Source organism: Streptomyces sp. NBC_01485, assembly GCF_036227125.1.
GTDB lineage: Bacteria > Actinomycetota > Actinomycetes > Streptomycetales > Streptomycetaceae > Streptomyces.
Window position 1 is genome coordinate 8,877,254 of the sequence record NZ_CP109435.1, and the last position, 18,786, is coordinate 8,896,039.

Consider the following 18,786-nt stretch of genomic DNA (forward strand, 5'->3'; position numbering starts at 1 on the left):
CTGACGGAAAACCGAGAGGACGAACCGAAGGCATGAACTGGTGAGGGAGAACATGACGCGGTCATCCGTCCTGCCGGTGGCGCCGACCCGGGGACGGCTGCGGCCGCTCGGTCTCGACGAGGTCCGCATCACCGGAGGCTTCTGGGCCCGGCGCCGACAGGTCAACGCGACCGCGACACTCGACCACTGCCGCGACTGGATGGAACGCGTCGGCTGGATCGGCAACTTCCGGGCCGCGGCGCAGGGCCGGATCCACCGGGACCGGCGGGGCCGCGAGTTCGCCGACTCCGACGTCTACAAGCTGCTCGAAGCGATGGCCTGGGAGGCCGGCGACCGCACCGGCACCGCCCTCGACGCGCAGATCGCCGCACTCACCGAGACCATCGCCCCCGCCCAGGAACCCGACGGCTACCTCAACACCGCCTTCGGCCGCCCCGGCCAGCAGCCCCGCTACAGCGACCTCGAATGGGGCCACGAGCTGTACTGCTACGGGCACTTGATCCAGGCGGGCGTGGCCCAGACCCGTGCCCGGGGCGAGGGCGAGCTGGCGAAGATCGCCCGGCGGGCCGCCGACCACGTGTGCGCCGCCTTCGGCCCCGGCGGCATCGAACGCGTCTGCGGCCACCCGGAGATCGAGACGGCTCTGGTCGAACTGGCCAGGGCGACGGGGGAGCAGCGCTACCTCGACCAGGCCGCGCTGTTCGTCGACCGGCGCGGCCACGGCACCCTCGCCGACCCCGAGTTCGGCCGCGCCTACTACCAGGACGACCTGCCCGTCCGACAGGCCACGGTGCTGCGCGGCCACGCCGTCCGCGCCCTCTACCTCGCGGCCGGCGCCGTCGACGTGGCCGTGGAGACCGGCGACGACGAACTGCTCGCCGCGGTCGTACGGCAGTGGGAGACGACGGTCGCCCGCCGCACCTATCTGACCGGCGGCATGGGCTCGCACCACCGGGACGAGTCCTTCGGCGACGACTTCGTCCTGCCGCCGGACCGCGCCTACTCGGAGACCTGCGCCGGCGTCGCCTCCGTGATGCTGAGCTGGCGGCTGCTGCTCGCCACCGGCGAGCCGCGCTTCGCCGACCTCGCCGAGCGGACCCTGTTCAACGTCGTCGCGACCTCGCCGTCCGACGACGGCCGGGCCTTCTTCTACGCCAACACCCTGCACCGGCGCCGCCGCGGCACCGTGCCGCCCGTGGACACCGACAGCCCGCGCGCCGAGTCGAGCCTGCGCGCCCCCTGGTTCGCGGTGTCCTGCTGCCCGACCAACGTCGCCCGCACCCTGGCCCTGCTTCCCGCGTACCTGGCGACGGCGGACGACCACGGCATCCAACTGCACCAGTACGCCGACGCGGAGATCACCAGCTCCGGCATCGCCCTGCGGGTGCGGACCGACTACCCGTCGGACGGAAGCGTGACCGTGCGCGTCGACCAGTCGCCCTCGGACCACCCGTGGACCCTGTCGCTGCGCGTCCCCGCCTGGACCGAGGGCGCCACGGCCCGGCTGGCCGACCCGGACGGCGTACGCCGCGCCGTCGCCCCGGGCACGGCCACGATCACCCGCCTCTTCCGCCCCGGTGACGAGATACGCCTCGAACTGCCCATGGCACCGCGCTGGATCGTGCCCGACCCGCGCATCGACGCCGTACGCGGCACCCTCGCCGTCCAGCGCGGCCCGCTCGTGTACTGCGCCGAGTCCGTGGACCTGCCGGACGGACAGGACACCAAAACGCACACCGACACCGGCACCGACACCGGCACCGGCACCGGCACCGGCACCGGCACCGACACCGACACCGACACCGACGTCGACGTCGACGTCGACGTCGTGCGAGTGGATCCGTCCGTCGAGCCGCAGGACGGGCCGGACGGCACCGTCGTGGTCCCCGGCGAACTCGCCGCCGTACAGGGCGAATCGCCCGCAGCCTCATGGCCGTACCAGCCGCTCGACCAGTCCCCCGAGGCCACCGCCGAGCCCACGGGCATCGTCCTCGTCCCGTACCACTCCTGGGCGAACCGTGGCCCCTCGACGATGCGCGTATGGCTGCCGACGACGACCCAACCGCCCACCGAGCAAAGGCCACCATCACCGCAACCGTGACCGCCCCCCCATGATCGGAGTCCGAGCATGTCCCAACCCCCCACTCGCCGCCGTCTGTTGAGGCTGGCCGCCGGGACCGGGGCCGCCGTCCCGTTCCTGCACGCCGCCCCGGCACAGGCCCGTGCCGCCTCCGTCGCCACCTCGGCACCCCTCGCGCCCGCGGCGGCTTCCGCGGCCGTCCCGCCGACGTGGGTGGTGCAGCCCTTCTCACTCGGCCAAGTGACCCTCGGCGACGGTGTCTTCCGTCGTAAGCGTGACCTGATGCTGGAGTACGCCAGGGCCTATCCCGCCGACCGGATCCTGGCCGTGTTCCGGGCCAACGCCGGCCTCGACACGCGTGGTGCCCGGCCGCCGGGCGGCTGGGAGACCTCCGACGGCAACCTGCGCGGTCACTACGGCGGTCACTTCCTCACCCTCGTCTCCCAGGCGTACGCCGACACGCGTGAGGCGGCGCTGAAGACCAAGCTCGACTACCTGGTGGCCGCGCTCGGCGAGTGCCAGCAGGCGCTGGCCGCGCACGGCTCGCCGAGACCGAGCCACCCCGGCTACCTGGCGGCGTACCCGGAGACGCAGTTCATCCTGCTGGAGAGCTACACGACCTACCCCACCATCTGGGCGCCCTACTACACCTGCCACAAGATCATGCGGGGTCTCCTGGACGCGTACACCCTGGCCGGGAACACTCAGGCGCTCGCCATCGCCTCGACGATGGGCGACTGGGTGCACAGCCGTCTCGGCCGGTTGCCGAAGGCGCAGTTGGAGCGCATGTGGTCGATCTACATCGCCGGTGAGTACGGCGGGATGAACGAGGTGCTGGCGGACCTGTACGCGCTCACCGGACGCGCGGAGCACCTCGCCGCCGCCCGCTGTTTCGACAACACCGCGCTGCTGGACGCCTGCGCCGACGACCGGGACATCCTGGAGGGCAGGCACGCCAACCAGCACATCCCCCAATTCACGGGCTACGTGCGGCTGTTCGACCACACGGGGGAGGAGGAGTACGCGGCGGCGGCCCGCAACTTCTGGGGCATGGTCGCCGGCCCCCGGACGTACAGCCTGGGCGGCACCGGCCAGGGCGAGATGTTCCGGGCCCGGGGCGCCATCGCGGCCACCCTGGGCGACAACAACGCCGAGACCTGCGCCACGTACAACATGCTCAAACTGAGCCGGCAGTTGTTCTTCCACGAGCCGGACCCCGGCTACATGGACTACTACGAGCGGGGCCTGACGAACCACATCCTGGCCTCCCGCCGGGACGCCTCCAGCGTGGACAGCCCGGAGGTCACCTACTTCGTCGGCATGGGTCCGGGGGTGGTGCGCGAGTACGACAACACCGGCACCTGCTGCGGCGGCACGGGCACGGAGAACCACACCAAGTACCAGGACTCGGTCTACTTCCGCTCCGCCGCCGGCGACGCCCTGTACGTCAACCTCTACCTCGCCTCCACCCTGCGGTGGCCGGAGCGCGGGCTCGTCGTCGAGCAGACGAGCGCCTACCCGGCCGAGGGCGTCCGCACCCTGACGTTCCGGGAGGGCGGCGGCGCGCTCGACCTGAAGCTGCGGGTTCCGTCCTGGGCCACGGCGGGGTTCACCGTCACCGTCAACGGGGTCCGGCAGACGGTCCAGGCGGTGCCCGGCAGCTACCTCACCCTCAGCAGAACCTGGCAGCGCGGCGACCGGGTCACGGTCTCCGCCCCCTACCGCCTGCGCATCGAACGGGCCCTGGACGACACGGCCGTCCAGTCCCTGTTCTACGGGCCGGTGCTGCTGGTGGCGCGGAGCCAGGCGACCGGCTTCCGGCAGTTCTCCTTCTACAAGGACTTCACGCTGCGCGGCGACCTGGCCGACGCGGTCCGCCCCGAAGGCCGCCCCCTGCACTTCACCACGCACGGCCTGACCCTGGCCCCGTTCCACCTCGCGGACGACACCCGCTACCACGCCTACTTCAGGCGCGCGGAGCCGGTCGTCGTGTTCGGTACGACCGACTCGGGCGTACCGAACCGTGCCCGCGGCGACGGCCTGACCTTCCTCGACGTCCTCTGGGAGCAGGCGCCGTTCACGACCTCGGCCCGCTTCGTGGCGGCGGTGCGCGTCCTCGCCGACACCTGGCTCTCCGGGGGCCTGTTCACGCAGGCCGAACGGGACCGCGTGGTCGCGGCGGCGGTCGGCGCGAACCTGCGGCGCTGATCCCGGGAGACGCACGTCACACCCGCCCGGCTCGCCGGCCCGTCACATCCCGCCGACGCCTTCCGTCAGTGCTGTGTAAGCGTCGACACGGCAAGGAGATCACCATGGACGCGCGTCTCAACCTCTACGGCAGCCCCCTCGGCGTCACCCTCGTGAAGTACTTCGGCTCGGCGGGCAAGGCCGTCGCGGACTCGGCGCTGCCGCCCGCGACCCGGGATCTGGTGCTGCTGCGGGCGAGCCAGATCAACGGCTGCGGCTTCTGCACCGACATGCACACCAAGGACGCCGCACACGCGGGGGAGACCTCGGTGCGCCTCAACCTGGTCGCGGCCTGGCGCGAGGCCACCGTGTTCACCGACGCCGAGCGGGCCGCCCTGGAGCTGACGGAACAGGGCACCCGCATCGCCGACGCGGCCGGCGGCGTCCCCGACGAGGTCTGGGCGAACGCCGCCAAGCACTACGACGACGAGCAGCTCACCGCCCTCGTGGCACTCATCGCGATCATCAACGCCTACAACCGCCTGAACGTCATCGTCCGGCAGCCCGCCGGCGACTACCGGCCCGGCCAGTTCGCCTGAGGCCTCGACTTCACGCGACGTGTACGCGAACCCGTGCGAACTTTAGGATTCAAGCGCTAGGCTCGTCGCCAGTTCGAGTGGTCGAGGAAGCCCACACGCCGCGCCGCTCGGCATCCCCCACATGTACAGGAGACGCGCGTGCGCGACGGCGACGTAGTGGTGATCGGCGGAGGCTATGCGGGCGTCCGGCTGGCCAAACGACTGGACGAGGCGGCGCGGGTCACGCTGGTGGACCGCAAGGAGGTCTTCTTCCACCGCGTAGCCTCCCTCCGCGCCGGCGTGCGCCCGGACTGGTCGGTCACCCCCTTCATCCCGTACGACCGACTGCTGCGCGACGGCCGGGTGGTCGTGGGCAAGGCGGTCCGCATCGACACCACCGCACGGCAGGTCGTCCTCGCGACGGGGGAGCGACTCCCCTACGACGTGGTGGTGATCGCCACCGGCGCCGACTACCCCGAACCGGCACGCTTCGCCGGCACCACCACCGAAGAGACGATCAAGTCGTTAGCCGGTCACCAGAGCCGGGTCGCCGCCGCCGAGCACGTCCTCGTCGTCGGCGGCGGTCCCTCCGGCGTCGAGCTCAGCGCGGAGATACGCCTCGCCCGGCCGGACGCCCGCGTCACCCTCGCCCACGCGGGGAAGGCGCTGCTGCACTCCACCGGCAGCGAGCGGGCCGGGCGCAAGGCGCTGGCCTGGCTGGAGGCCCACGACGTCGACGTCCGACTTGACACGTTCATGACACCCGGTAACGACTTCGACACCTACCGCGACGCACGCGGCAACGTCATCGAGGCGGACCTGTCCTTCTGGGCGACGGGCACCACGCCCAACACGCTCTGGCTGCGCCTGGCCGGACACGGCGACTGGCTGAACGCCGCCGGGCACGTCAGGGTCGACCGGCGGCTCAGGGTCGGCGGGCGGCCGGACGTGTTCGCGGTCGGCGACGTGAACGACGCCACCGAACTCAAGATCACCCCCACCGCACTCGCCCAGGCCGACCTCGCCGCCCACAACATCCGCCTCCGGCTGCAGAATCCCGGCAGGCATCGCAAGGAGCCCCTCCTCTACCGGCCGACCCAGCGCACCCCGGTCATCGTGCCCTTCGGCTCGGCCGACGGACTGACCGTGCTGCCCGTGCCGGGCGGCGAGAGCGCCGTGCTCGGCGGCCGCACCACGGCCTTGGCCAAGGCGAAGACCCTGATGACGCCGTACATGAGACGCCAACTCGGTTACACCGCAACCTGATCCAGGCGCGACCCGGCCCGTGCGCCGCGCTGCCGAGGTGGCCGAAACGGCGCGCAGGGCTGTCGCGAGCGCTCTCAACTCCCCTGCACCGAAAGAAAGTTGGCCTAGGTTGGTGCACTGATCATCAACGTACCCGTGCAGGAGGCCTTGCTGTGTCCGACTCCACCCCCCAGACCGCCGAGAGCGCCGGAACAACACCCGGCCGGATCGACACGTCCAAGCCGCACTCGGCCCGGTTCTGGAACTACTTCGTCGGCGGCAAGGACAACTACGAGGTCGACCGGGAGATAGGCGACCACATCAAGGAGATCTTCCCCGGCCTGGTCGACGTCGCGGTCACCAGCCGGCACTTCCTGGGGCGCGCGGTGCGCCATCTGGCCGGCGAGGTGGGCATCCGTCAGTTCCTGGACGTCGGCACCGGTCTGCCCACCGCCGACAACACCCACGAAGTGGCCCAGCGCGTCGCCCCGGACGCCCGGATCGTCTACGTCGACAACGACCCCGTCGTCCTCGCCCATGCGAACGCCCTCCTGACGAGCACGCCGGAAGGCAGGACCGCCTATCTGGACGCGAACCTCTACGACCCGGAAGCCGTACTGAAAGCCGCCGAGGGCACCCTCGACTTCTCCCGGCCGGTCGCCCTGATGATCCTCAACACGCTGGGCCACGTCGCCGACTACGAGCAGGGGCGCGACCTGGTCCGGCGACTCATGGCGGGGCTGCCCTCCGGAAGCCACCTGGTGATCAGCGACAGCACGGCCACCAGCGAGGGCATGATCGCCGCGTCGAACGCGTACAACGCGAGCGGCGCCGTGCCCTACTACGTGCGCGGCGTCGACGAGATCGGCGGCTTCTTCGACGGGCTGGAACTGGTGGAACCGGGGATCGTCCAGGTGACGAAGTGGCGCCCGAACCCCGAGGATCCGGCCAACTTCACCGCCACCGTCGACGCCTACGGCGGCGTGGGCCGCAAGCCGTAGCCGCAGTCGCCGCCGGGCCCCGGATCACCGGGGCCCGATCCTGGTGCCCCCGCACCCCGGCCCGGATACTGGGCGCATGGGATTCGCCGTCTTCATGACCTTGCCCGGGCTCGTCATCCTCCTCACCGCCGTGGCCTTCGCCGACCAGTTGTTCCTCCGCGTCGGCCGGGCCGGACTGCTGCCCTGGCGCAACAGCGCCCGACAGGGCCAGATATCGGCGACCGGCTTCGAGCAACTCCACGCGACGTTCTCCCCGGGCAAACAGAGCGAACTCAAGGAACGCCAGTCCGCCCTGCTGATGCGCGACGACGAGGAAGACGGCGCACCGCCCCACCGGACGACGGTGGACCTGGAGGGCGGCATCGCGGTCATCCGGCTGCCTCGGACCGGGCGGTAGCGGGGCCGAGGCAGACCAGTGCGGCGTCCCCTCGCTCCGTCACGAGCCGCTGCTCTGTATCAGGGGAAGGGAGTCGAGGTATTCGGGCGGGAGGTCGAACGCGTCGGTGAGAGTGGTGAGGTGGGGGTGGAGGCTGTGGGTGAGGGCGTCGATGGCGGCGGGGAACTGGCGGACGTCGTCGGGGGTGATGTGGTTGTCGGCGAGGAGGGTGCCGGTGTGGGGGGTGAGTTGGGTGAGGAGGTAGAGGGTGGTGAGTTCGGTGAGGAGTCGGTGCGTGGGCTGATGGCTGGTGCGGGCGAGGGTCGCCAGCAGGGCGTCGGCCGCACGGACGATGGTGTGGGCGCGGGCCCTCTGGAGAGCGGGCGTGGACGCCGTGTTCCAGCGGGCCTGGGGGTCGCGGGAGGGGCCGTTGCGGAGGGCGTCGCGGGCCTGGGTGTGGAAGGCGTGCTCGGTGTGGGCCAGGAGGTCGCGGAGGTGGCGGGGGCTGGTGAGGTCGGGCGGGCCGGGGTCGGCGAGGGGCGCGGCCGGTGGGTGGTGGAGGAGTTCGGCGGCCGCCTTGGTGCTGATGAGGAGGTTGTCGCCCTCGGCGGTGATGGTCCCTTCGACGTACTCGGGAAACCCGGCGAGCAGGTTGGCGGGCAGCAGACCCTGCGCACCGCAGCGTTCCCGCGCTTCGAGGGTGATCGAGCGGGCCTGCCAGGTGATCCAGGCCTTGGTGAGGGCGATGAGGCGTTCGACGTCGTCGCGGTCGTCGGCGGTGTGGCGGCTCCACTCGGTGGTGAGGGAGCGGTGGAGCACGGTCATGGCATAGGTCGTGGCGACGGCCTCGAGGAGCCTGCTGTGGTGGGTGCGATGGGTGTTGACGGGGACGCGCTGACCGGGCCGGGATCCGCTGACATGGCGCTGGTCGCCGTACCGGACGGCGATCGCGAGAGCGGCCCGTGACGCGCCGATCGCCGCCGCGCTCATGCAGAGTTTGCCGGCGGTGACCCGGGCGATGGACGTCAGGAAGCGCTTACGGCGGTTGCCGAGGACGCTGGTGAGGGTGTTGTCGGGGTTCAGCCGCCCGTGCTCGCCCTGGAGGAGCGCCCGACGGGGGAGGGGGAGACGGTCGAACGAGGTGAGGCAGTGGTCGACGGGGGCGTTCGGGCGGAGCGGGAGAGGCGTGACGCTGATGTGCGGCAAGGGCCCGTCGTGGTCGGTGAGAGGCGTCAGGAAGAGGAAGACGCCCTGATCGCGGCCGTCGATGAGGAGCCGGGCGGCGACGACGGCGGACTTGGGGCCGCCGAGGGTGCTGGTGTTGGGCATGAACTTGGCCGCGCCGGGGTGGGGCGTGTGGAGGACGAAGCCGCCGGTCTCGGGGTCGAGGTGGGCGGTGGTCTCCAGCGCGGGGGCGTCGTTGCCGTGGTCGACCTCGGTGCACAGGAAGGTGCCGATGCGTCGGAGCGAGGTGAACTCGGTGAGGTCTCTCGGGGCGTTGTCGTCGTGGTCGAGGAGACTGCCGAGGAACAGGTTGTAGTGGATGCTGGCCACGGTGGTCAGCCCGCCGCCCCCGTCGACGATCGCGGCCCATTCGTGCAGGCCGGTGAGGAGGGCAGGGTCGGTGGCGAGGGACTCGGGGTCGTCGAGGGCGCCGTTGACCAGGCGCAACCGGGCGTAAGCCTGGGCGGCACGCTGCTCGGGGCTCAGGTCGGGCTGATGACGGAAGGTGCCCCGGCCGATCAGCCGACGCCATGGCGCGTGGACCCGTTCCCGCTCACCGTCCTGGTCGAACAGCAGCCGCGTCAGTTCGCGGGCGGTCACGGCGTCGGCCCGCACCGAGTCGTCGGGCGGCGGACCGGGAGTGGCCGGGTCCGGCCGGGACGACTGGCCCGGTACGTGATCGGCCCGCTGCGCCCCCCTGGGGCGCTCTCCGCTGTGGAATGCCAGAAGGGCCATGACCCTCTCCCCCCGTTGTCGCAGATCCGGAAGCTGGAAGTCTGGATGTGCAGTGAGCCAGAAGATACGGACCTTCCGGTTTTCTTATCAAGTCAGAAATCGGCAAACCACGGTCGCGCCGCTGGCGGGTTTTGAGGGGTCCCTGTGCCACGAGAGCAGGGACGATGCGCCCGGTGCGGCCGGTGGCCGGGAGGAAGACGGGAGGTGGCAGGGGAACTCCATCCGGTATTCCGGGCTCTGCCGCTCGTGAGTGCCGACGGAAACGCCGGGAGGGCGGCGGGCGGCCAGGTGGGGGCGGTGGTGCCCGGGAGGTGGCAGGAGACAGACCTCCCGGTATATTTTCCGGAGCCGGAATCACGGGGAGCTACCTCGGAGGTGGGGGCGTGGCGCTGCAGGAACGGGCCGTACGGACGAGGCGGGCAGTCCTCGTCGCGGCCGCGGCGGTGTTCGCGGAAGTCGGATACGAGGCGGCGACGATCGCGGAGATCCTGTCCCGGGCCGGGGTGACCAAGGGGGCCCTCTACTTCCATTTCTCCTCCAAGGAGGAGCTCGCGCAGGCGGTGCTGGCCAGTCAGCTGGAGGCCGTTCCGCCCGTGCCGGTAAGGGAGTTGCTGCTCCAGCAGGGACTGGACGAGGCGTTCGTGCTGGCCCATCTGCTGTCCGTGGGCGATCCGCTGGTCCAGGGAAGCATCCGGCTGACGGTGGACCAAGGCGTGCCCAGCGACAAGCTGGACCGGCGGCTGCCGATGAGCGGGTGGATCGCGCACAACGCCGACGTGCTGGGACGGGCGAAGGCGAAGGGCGAACTGCTCCCGCATGTCGACGTGGCCGCCGCCGCCCGCATGTTCGTGGGGGCGTTCACGGGCGTGCAGGTGCTGTCCAAGATCATGACGGGTCACGCGGATCTGCCGGAGCGGGTGGCGGACCTCCAGCGGCACCTGATGGCCGGCGTCGCGGTGCCGGCGGTGCTGCTGCAACTCGACACGGCCGCGGACCGGGGGGCCAGGGTCTACGAGGAGGCCATGAAGGCCAGTTGGGGAGAGGACGAGACACAAGCGGCCGGGTGACCGCCGCACGGGCGGGACCGGTCGTCGCGTGGCGGACCGGCGTCCTGCGGTGGCCGGCGTCCTGTGGTGGTGAGGCGGTGGTTGGGTGCGGGGCGGCCGGGGGAGTGGTGTGGGGTGAACGGTCGTTCGGGACGTCGTCGTGCGTTCCCGGCGGGAGGGCGGGGAGAAGCCCCTCTCTCCCGGGCGAGCGCACAGGCCGATGTGTGTAGGACGAACTCGGGGAGTACGACGATGGATACGACTGCCTGCCCTTACACCCTGGACGTGACGGGGCGCGATCTCGCCGCGGAGGCGGCGATGCTGCGAGCTCAAGGACCGGCTGTCCAGGTGGAGTTGCCGGGCGGTGTGGTGGCCTGGGCGGTGGTGCGGCAGCAGTACGTGGAGCGGCTGCTGACCGATTCCCGGGTGTCGAAGGACGCGCGCCGCCACTGGCCCGAGTTCATCGAGGGGAGAATCACCGAGGAGTGGCCGCTGTATCCGTGGGTGGCGAACGAGAACATGCTGTTCGCCTACGGTGCCTCGCACACCCGGCTGCGCCGCCTGGTGGCGGGGGCGTTCACCGCGCGGCGCTCGGAGGCGATGCGGCCGCGGGTAGCGCAACTCGCGGGCGAACTCGTCGACGGGCTGGCCGACGGGCTCGCGGCGGCCGACCCGGGTGCGCCGATCGACCTGCGCGCCACGTACGCCGAGCTGCTGCCCATGCGCGTGATCTGTGAACTCTTCGGGGTGGCGCAGGGCGAGGCCACCGACGCCCTGTGCGCGGCGCTGCACAAGGTGTTCGGTACGACGATCAGCGGGCAGGAGATCGAGGCGGCACGGCTGGAGGCCTTCGCCTTGCTGTCGGAGCTGGTGAAGGCCAAACGGGCCGAACCCGGCGACGATCTGACGTCGTTGCTGATCGAGGCACGCGACCAGGACGACCGGCTCAGCGAGGAAGAACTGCTGGGCACCCTCTTCCTCATGATCGCCGGGGGGCAGGACACCACCGCCGCCCTGATCACCAACGCGGTCGGGGCGCTGCTGCGGTGGCCCGAGCAGTTGGAGCACGTGCGGGCGGGCCGGGCGACCTGGCACGACGTGGCAGCCGAGGCGATGCGGGTGCACACCCCCGGGGCGTACTCGCCGATGCGGTTCGCCGTCGAGGACATCGACCTGGACGGCGTGCTGATCCGCAAGGGCGAGGCCATCCTCGTCTCCTTCGCCGCAGGCGGCCGGGACCCCGAGCGCTACGGACCGCACGCCGACCGGTTCGACGTACTGCGCACGGACCGCGACAGCCTCGGCTTCGGCCACGGACCGCACCGCTGCATGGGAGCCCCGCTCGCCGGGGTGGAGGCGGAGAGCGCCTTCGCCGCGCTCTTCGAACGCTTCCCCCGGATGGAACTCGCCTGCGAGCCGACGGAACTCCAGCCGCTGCCCAGCTTCCTGATGAACAGCTACCGCTCGCTGCCCGTGCTGCTCGCCCCCGCACACGTCTGACCAGGTGACCAGGGGGACGTGTCTCCCCTCCCGTCCCCCTCCCCCGCCGGAGAGGATTTCGGCCCTCGCCCCTGGCGTTGCTGGGCGTCGGCCGCGCCAAAGATACCGAACGCGCGGTTTACCGCAGGGTGTTCCTGGTGGGATGCTCTCCACGTTTCGGCGGGGCGCGGGGCGTGGCCTCGCGTGGTCCGTCCAGGCCGGGTGGGGGAGGAAACCACGATGGTCAGACAGGCACGGGCGGTGCGCACACGCCAGTCCCTCGTCCGTGCGGCGGCCGAGGTGTTCGCCGCCGAGGGCTACGCCAGGGCGTCCCTGCCCGCCATCAGCGCACGGGCCGGTGTGAGCACCGGGGCCCTGCACTTCCACTTCGCCAGCAAGGACGACCTCGCCGGTGCGGTGGAGAGGGCGGCGGCGGACTCCGTGGAGGAACTGGCGGAGGGCTGCCGCAGCGGGGCGGACACGCTGCTCCAGTCACTCGTGCACATGGCGAGCAGCCTGCTGCTGGCGGTGGTCGCCGATCCCGTGATCAGGGCGGGCTTCCGGCTGAGTGGCGACCCGTCCCGCAAGAACGGGGTGCAGATACTGCGCTGGTGGCAGGTGTGGGTGCACGATCTCGTCGTACAGGCGCAGCGCGAGGGGGAGCTCGCGCAGGACGTCTCGGTCGACGCGGCGACTACCGTGATCGTGGCCGCGACGGCCGGATTCGAGGTGCTGGGCGCGGCGGACCGCGAGTGGCTCTCGGTGGAGCGCATGACGCAGTTATGGACCTTCGTCCTGCCGAGACTGGCGGCCGAGCCGATCCCCGACCCGGCGTTGCTCCTGTCGGAGATCCGCACGGCGGCCGTGGACGAACAGGCGGAATAAGAACGCCGTAACACCCGAACGCCGGTAGGTCGCTAGGCCGGTGAACGGTCAGCCGATGTTGCCTGGGCGCCCGTGCACCGCTTCCCCTTGTCGCCGTTGTTCCCCTTGGGTGATTTCGATGCCTGTGTGTGGCGCGGGCGCTCGTCCTGCCGTACCCGGAGGTCACCGGCGCCCGGCCGTCCGCTCATCTGCCGCCGGGCGGTGCGCAACCGGCGGAATCCACACGGCGTAGATCACGGAGTGGCTCCGGGATCCGTCTGGGCTGGCCGTCGTCGAGCAGAGCTCGCAGCAGCTCCTCGTCCTCGGGGCCGAGACCGGAGACGAAGCGGGCCAGGACCGTTCCGCGGTTCGCGTCCTTGTCCAGCTCGGCGTGCATGCGACGGGCCGTCAGACCGGGCGGGTCCTGGGCCGGGGCGTAGGCATAGCCACGGCCCGCGAAGACGCGGGTGACCGTGCCCTTGGCATGCAGACGCGTCAGGATCGTCGTCACCGTCGTGCGAGCCAGGCCCCCGCCCAGCGCACCCTGCACCGCGACCGGAGTGAGGGGCGCGTCTGCGGCCCAGAGCGCGGCCAGGACACTCGCTTCCAGCTCACCCGCGGGCCGACGCTCCGCCCGCCCGCCGCCCGACCGCTCTCCGGGTCCCTCTGCCATGGAAACGCTCCTCGGCGCTCTTTTCGTCTTCGTCTGCGAAGCAGTAAACCGTCTACGGGGTTGTAGTCACCATGACTGTAGCCCGCACGGTGGCCGGTGCGATATTCGCCGTCTTGCCCGGAGACGCCTCGACGGCGTACACCCGGATCGCCGGCGGCGGTCCGCTCCGGCGGGATCGCCTCGGCCAGGGCGAACCGGCCCTCGACCGGGCACTCCAGCAGGCGGCGCGCCAGGGGTCCTAGCGGCACGTCAGGGTTCCTGGCGGAGGCGTCGCACAACCGCGATGCGTGTCGCGTCGGCTTCGTCCCGGACCCGTGCGGTCCGGTGGGCAGGAGAAGACCGGCGGCGGGTCGTTGCTCCGGCTCGCGGACACGCTCACGATCGAGCCGGGGCGTGTCCGGTGGGCAGGAGAGGACCGGCGGCGGGTCGTTGCTCCGGCTCGCGGACACGCTCACGATCGAGCCGGGGCGGCCGCCCGGCGCAGTCGCGGATGAATTCGGTTGCGGCGGGGCGGCGAGCCCGGTGAGGTTGCTCCATGGACGGTGCCATGGAGCAGGCGCGACGGACGGGCACGGGCAGCGACCGTACGGGCACGACGTCACCGCCGGCTTCATGGCGCAGGGTGGCGGTGCTCGTGGCCCTGATGCTGGCCGCGTTCACCTTCAACACGGCGGAGAACCTGCCGGTCGGCCTGCTGGAGCTCATCTCCGAGAGCCTGCGGGTGTCGGTGCCGGCGGTCGGTCTCCTGCTCACCGGTTACGGCGTGACCGTGGCCGTCGCGTCTCTGCCGCTCGCCCACCTCACGCGGGCCGCGCCCCGGCGCCATGTCCTCACGGGAGTGCTGGCCGCGCTCGTCGCGTCCAGTCTGATGGCGGCGCTGGCCACGTCGTACGGCCTGCTCCTCGCGGCGCGGTTGCTGACCGCGCTCGCCCAGGCGCTGTTCTGGGCCGTCATGGGGCCGGTCGCGGTGGGCCTGTTCGCGCCCGAGGTCCGAGGGCGCGTGGTCGGGGCGCTGTCCGTCGCCGGTTCGCTCGCCCTCGTACTCGGCGCTCCCGCCGGGACCTGGCTGGGCCAGCAGAGCGACTGGCGGGTGCCCGTCGCCGTACTGGCGGCCCTGGGACTCCTCTCGCTGGTGACGGTCGCCGTACTGCTCCCGACCTCACGTCCGGACGAAGAGCGCGCCGCCTACGGAACCAGCCCCGACCCCCGCCGGTTCGGAACCGTGCTGGCGGCCGGGGCCCTGTCCGCCGCCGGGGCGTTCGCGGGATACACCTACATGGTGACCTTCCTGGTCGACGTCAGCGGCTTCGCCCGCAGCACCATCAGTGCCCTGTTCGTGGCCTTCGGCGTCGCGTGTGTGGCCGGGGTGACCATCACCGGGGCACTGCTGGACCGCCATCCGCAGTCCGCGCTGACCGCTGCCGTGGTCACCCAGGCGGCAGGCATGCTCGGCCTGTACGCGGCCGGAACCGACCCCGTGGCGGCGGTGGGGTTCCTGGTACTGATGGGCGGTGCGGTCGGGCCGGTGTTCATGACCACCCAGAACGAGATGCTGCGTTGCGCACCGGGCCGCACGGACATGGCCCTCGCGGCCAACTCCGGTCTGTACAACGCCGGCATCGCGGCCGGCGCCGCGCTCGGCGGACTGATCCTGGCCCTCGCCGACGTCCGGAGCACCTTCCTCGCCGGCGGCCTGCTGACCGCCGGCGCCTACGCCGTACTGCTCGGCGGGCGACTGCTGCCCGGACGACGAGGCCGAACTGCCCGTGGCGGTGGCTTGAGGGCTGAGGGGGCTCCGGACTCCCAGGTACGCGGTTCCTGAGAACGGCGTGGCCGACCCGAACACACGGCAGCACGGCCCGTGATGAGGCCCGGGTTGTCGCCCGTTCCTCACCCGGCCCGGTCGGCATCACGGGACGTCGAGCGGAAGATCCCGGTGGAAGACGGCCATGGCCCGGCCGGGGCCGTTGTAGTCGTCGACGATCTTCACGTCGAAGCCGAGGCTGCGATGGAAGGCGACCGAGCCGGTGTTCTCGATCGACGTGATCGCCTTCAACTGCCGTGCACCACCATGACGTTCGGCTGCCGCGGCGAACGCCGCGTACAGCCGCCGGCCGAGACCGGTGCCACGGGCGTCGTTCCGGGTGGCGATCAGATGCACGTACCCGATGCCCTCCGGGGTGACGAACCCGAAGACGTAGCCACGGATCCCGTCCTCGGCTCGGGCCACCAGACAGGTCGGACCGAACTCCTGCACCAGCGCCAGAAGATGCAACGCCCGAAGATCGCGTTCGCCCCAGTAGCGGGGGTGATCGGTGAGGACCTGGTGGAAGTCGGCCACCTGGGCCGGTGCGATGTGTACGCCCACGATGACGATCATGCCAGGTCTGCACCGTCGGACGGCCGGAGCACGGGTAGGGGCCGGGGTGAGCCCGGGCCCCTTGCCGGTGTTCCGTTGTGGACGCTGCCTGGTTGTCGGTGTTGTCGAGGCCGTCCGTGAAGAGCGGCGCGGGCGGGGCGGTGATCACGACCTTGTTCGAGTACTCGGTCAGCAGCGGATCGGTGACCGAGGCCGGGGCGTCGGTCTCCACCACCACGCGGTCCTGCACTCCGTCACGGGATTTTATGCGGGTTTACGGCATGGGCGGTTGGTTCTCCGCCCACCAGCCCGCGATCTGGGCCCGGGAGCGGAAGCCGAGCTTGGCCCGGATGTTCTCGACATGGCCGTCCACCGTGCGCTGGGAGAGGACGAGCGCCGCGGCGATCTGACGGTTGCTCATGCCCTTGGCCACCAGCGCGGCCACGTCCCGCTCACGTCGGGTCAGCGGGCTCGGGGTGGTGACCGGGGCAGCCGGTTCGGGGCGGGTGCCGGTGCCGGTGCCGGGGTCGGTGTTCAGGGCGAAGTCGATGGCCTGGCCGGGGCTGTCGTGGCTGCCACCGACCACGAGCGCCCGCTCGTACGCTGCCGGGCCCAGCGCCTGTGCGACCGACTGCTCGCAGAGCACGTGGTACTCGGACAACCGGGGGCCGAACGCGGAGATGCTGGTGCCGATGTTCTGCCACAGGCAGCGCACGGCTCCCAGCAGCCGTCCCGCCCGCTCGTAGTCGCCGCTGGAGGCGGTCGCCCAGGCGAGCACCTCCAGCATCAGCGAGGTGGCGATGTGGTCGTTGAAGCCGCGCTCGATCTCGAGCCCGGCCCGGGTCAGCGCCATGCTGGCCTCCAGGTCGCCGCGCGCCCAGGCGTCGTAGCCGAGTGCCCACAGCGCGTGCGTACGGCCCCATCTGTCCCCGTGCGCCGCCGCTATGACGACCGCTCGCTCGCCGGTCTCCGCCGCGCGCGGGTCCCCGATGTGGGTCTGGGCGGCGGCCAACTGGAACAGCACGAAGACCACTGAGGCTTCGTCGGCGCCCGCCGGGTGCGTGGCGATCACGCGCTGGAACAGGGACACGGCCTCCTCGATCCGCCCCCGGAACAACGCCGATGTGCCGCGGAAGCCGGTGACGTACGCGATCACCTCCGGATCGTCCACCTGCTCGCCCAGTTCCCCGGCTTCGTCCAGCCGCTCGTCGGCCGTCGAATGATCGCCTTGGAGCAGCGCCACCCAGGCGGCGACCCACAGCGCCCGGGCCCGGGCCACGGTGGGCTCCGGGGCGGCCGTGAGCGCCCGGTCGAGCCAGCGGCGCCCCTCGCCGAGGAAACCGCCCGCACACCAGTGGAAGCGCAGCGCCGTCGCCAGCGCGAGCGTGACCTGCGGGTCGGCGCCGCAGTCCAGTGCCGCCAGCAGATTGGCGTGCTCGGCGCGCAGACGCTTCAGGGCGTCCTCCTGGCCGGGGCCGTACCAGTGATCGGCGCTGCGCTGCGCGAGGGCGACGTAGAAGTCGCGCTGCCGGCGCAGCAGGTGCGTTTCCTCGCCGGACTCGGTGAGCCGTTCCCGGCCGTACTGGCGGATGGTCTCCAGCAGCCGGTAGCGGGGAAGGCCCTCGTACTCGGTGGTCAGGACCACGGACTGGGTGACCAGCCGGTCGAGGAGGTCCAGCACCTCGTGCCGGGGGACGCCTTCTCCGGCGCAGATGTCTTCGGCCGCGTCCAGGCTGAAACTTCCGGTGAAGACCGACAGCCGGTTCCACAGCAGCCGCTCGGCGGGGCCGCACAGCTCGTAACTCCAGTCGATCAGCGCGCGCAGCGTGCGCTGGTGCGGCCGCGCGGTCCGGCTGCCCCCGGTGAGCAGCGTGAAGCGGTCCTCCAGCCGGTCCACCGTCTGTTCGACGGTGAGCGTACGCAGCCGGGAGGCAGCCAGCTCGATGGCCAGGGGCAGCCCGTCCAGACCGTCGCACAGCCGGACGACCGCGTTCCAGTTCGCGTCGGTGATCCGGAACCCGGGCCGCAGGGCGGTGGCCCGGTCCCGCAGGAGTTCCACCGCCTCGTCCGGCACCGACAGGGGCGCCACGGTGATGACGTGCTCACCCGCGATGCCCAGCGTCTGGCGGCTCGTCGCCAGAATGTGCAGCTCGGGGCCGGCCGACAGCAGCGTCCCCGCCAGTTCGGCGCAGGCCTCGATCAGGTGCTCGCAGTTGTCCAGCAGGATCAGCGCCCGGCGCCCGGCGAGATGCGCCGCGAGCTGGTCCAGGGTGGGCCTGACGCCCAGATCCATGATCCCCACGGCGGTCGCGGCCGCGCTCGCCACCGACGACGGGTCCCGCACCGATGCCAGGTCGACCAGCCACGTCCCGTCCGGGAAGGCTTTCCTGGACGCGGCGGCCGCTTCGAGCGCCAGCCGCGTCTTGCCCACGCCGCCGACCCCGGTGAGCGTCAGCAGCCGTGCCGAGCCGAGGACGCGGCGGACCTCGGCGATGTCGTGCCGCCTGCCCACGAACGTGGTGAAGGCCGCGGGAAGGTTCCCCGTCTCCGGAATCAGGCTGGTCACGTTCCCCCTCACCTCCCACTGCCGCACCGGACCGGGCCGCTCGTGGTTCCGGAAACCTACCCAAAGATGCGTGAACCGGTCTACCAGTGTCCAGCGTAACGTTTCACCTCACTCGCGGGGACGGCCGAGGGGCCGGTCCGCACGGCCCCGCACAGAGAGCGAGGTGGCCGATGTCACCGTGGTGCCGGCCCGGGATCATCCGTACGACCAGCGTCCCTGCCGGCATCCCGACCTGGCCGATCGCCCTGTGAGGCCCGGCGCGCGTGGCCAGGACGACCAGGTGCGGCGGCTCGGCGACCTCGCCGCCTGGTTGCCCTGGGCAACGCAGCCCGCTGACGCACTGTTGCGCAAGGAGCACGCCCGGTTGTCGGTG

The 18,786-nt window shown here is 71.6% G+C and carries 15 protein-coding genes; 11 read left to right on the forward strand and 4 right to left on the reverse strand.

Translation table 11 applies throughout. The annotated features are described in order from the left end of the window. Positions 1 to 52 precede the first annotated feature (52 nt). From OG352_RS38800 to OG352_RS38825, 6 genes are all read left to right on the forward strand, one after another. Positions 53 to 2,101, forward strand: coding sequence for a glycoside hydrolase family 127 protein (locus OG352_RS38800; RefSeq protein ID WP_329223424.1), 2,049 nt, complete (start codon positions 53 to 55; stop codon positions 2,099 to 2,101). Between the two features lie 27 nt (positions 2,102 to 2,128). Further along, positions 2,129 to 4,288 carry a beta-L-arabinofuranosidase domain-containing protein gene (locus OG352_RS38805; RefSeq protein ID WP_329223425.1) on the forward strand — a complete coding sequence of 720 codons (2,160 nt, stop codon included), beginning with the start codon at positions 2,129 to 2,131 and terminating at the stop codon, positions 4,286 to 4,288. A gap of 104 nt (positions 4,289 to 4,392) precedes the next feature. Beyond that, entirely contained in the window at positions 4,393 to 4,866 is a 474-nt protein-coding gene (locus OG352_RS38810) for a carboxymuconolactone decarboxylase family protein (RefSeq protein ID WP_329223426.1), read from the forward strand. A gap of 138 nt (positions 4,867 to 5,004) precedes the next feature. Beyond that, a complete protein-coding gene (locus tag OG352_RS38815; protein WP_329223427.1) occupies positions 5,005 to 6,111 on the forward strand; it encodes an NAD(P)/FAD-dependent oxidoreductase in 1,107 nt (368 codons plus the stop codon). A 152-nt stretch (positions 6,112 to 6,263) separates the two neighbouring features. Then, the gene (locus tag OG352_RS38820) at positions 6,264 to 7,091 is read left to right on the forward strand and encodes an SAM-dependent methyltransferase (protein WP_329223429.1); all 828 of its coding nucleotides are present in this window, start codon (positions 6,264 to 6,266) and stop codon (positions 7,089 to 7,091) included. 76 nt (positions 7,092 to 7,167) lie between these two features. Next, the gene (locus tag OG352_RS38825; protein WP_329223430.1) at positions 7,168 to 7,488 is read left to right on the forward strand and encodes a DUF6191 domain-containing protein; all 321 of its coding nucleotides are present in this window, start codon (positions 7,168 to 7,170) and stop codon (positions 7,486 to 7,488) included. 39 nt (positions 7,489 to 7,527) lie between these two features. Here the strand turns inward: OG352_RS38825 and OG352_RS38830 are convergent, their stop codons facing one another. Then, positions 7,528 to 9,426, reverse strand: a complete 1,899-nt coding sequence (locus tag OG352_RS38830; protein WP_329223432.1) for an acyl-CoA dehydrogenase family protein — start codon at positions 9,424 to 9,426, stop codon at positions 7,528 to 7,530. A gap of 383 nt (positions 9,427 to 9,809) precedes the next feature. Here OG352_RS38830 and OG352_RS38835 point away from each other — a divergent pair, with 383 nt between their 5' ends. The 3 genes from OG352_RS38835 to OG352_RS38845 all read left to right on the forward strand — a co-directional run bounded on the left by OG352_RS38835 (position 9,810) and on the right by OG352_RS38845 (position 12,836). Then, entirely contained in the window at positions 9,810 to 10,493 is a 684-nt protein-coding gene (locus OG352_RS38835) for a ScbR family autoregulator-binding transcription factor (RefSeq protein ID WP_329223434.1), read from the forward strand. Positions 10,494 to 10,724: 231 nt separating this feature from the next. Further along, on the forward strand, positions 10,725 to 11,972 hold the full coding sequence (locus tag OG352_RS38840) for a cytochrome P450 family protein (protein ID WP_329223435.1): 1,248 nt from the start codon (positions 10,725 to 10,727) through the stop codon (positions 11,970 to 11,972). A 219-nt stretch (positions 11,973 to 12,191) separates the two neighbouring features. Further along, the gene (locus OG352_RS38845) at positions 12,192 to 12,836 is read left to right on the forward strand and encodes a ScbR family autoregulator-binding transcription factor (RefSeq protein ID WP_329223437.1); all 645 of its coding nucleotides are present in this window, start codon (positions 12,192 to 12,194) and stop codon (positions 12,834 to 12,836) included. Between the two features lie 184 nt (positions 12,837 to 13,020). Here OG352_RS38845 and OG352_RS38850 read toward each other — a convergent pair whose 3' ends face one another. After that, a complete protein-coding gene (locus OG352_RS38850; protein WP_329223438.1) occupies positions 13,021 to 13,488 on the reverse strand; it encodes a BlaI/MecI/CopY family transcriptional regulator in 468 nt (155 codons plus the stop codon). A gap of 71 nt (positions 13,489 to 13,559) precedes the next feature. Between OG352_RS38850 and OG352_RS38855 the strand changes: the two genes are divergently transcribed. Together OG352_RS38855 and OG352_RS38860 are read left to right on the forward strand one after the other, a co-directional pair. Further along, on the forward strand, positions 13,560 to 13,730 hold the full coding sequence (locus OG352_RS38855) for a hypothetical protein (protein ID WP_329223440.1): 171 nt from the start codon (positions 13,560 to 13,562) through the stop codon (positions 13,728 to 13,730). A gap of 401 nt (positions 13,731 to 14,131) precedes the next feature. Beyond that, entirely contained in the window at positions 14,132 to 15,310 is a 1,179-nt protein-coding gene (locus tag OG352_RS38860; RefSeq protein WP_329224160.1) for an MFS transporter, read from the forward strand. Positions 15,311 to 15,397: 87 nt separating this feature from the next. Here the strand turns inward: OG352_RS38860 and OG352_RS38865 are convergent, their stop codons facing one another. Together OG352_RS38865 and OG352_RS38870 are read right to left on the reverse strand one after the other, a co-directional pair. Then, complete coding sequence (locus OG352_RS38865) at positions 15,398 to 15,868, reverse strand: GNAT family N-acetyltransferase (RefSeq protein WP_329223441.1); 471 nt, start codon at positions 15,866 to 15,868, stop codon at positions 15,398 to 15,400. 253 nt (positions 15,869 to 16,121) lie between these two features. Continuing rightward, entirely contained in the window at positions 16,122 to 18,413 is a 2,292-nt protein-coding gene (locus tag OG352_RS38870) for a LuxR C-terminal-related transcriptional regulator (protein ID WP_329223443.1), read from the reverse strand. Positions 18,414 to 18,786: the final 373 nt, after the last annotated feature.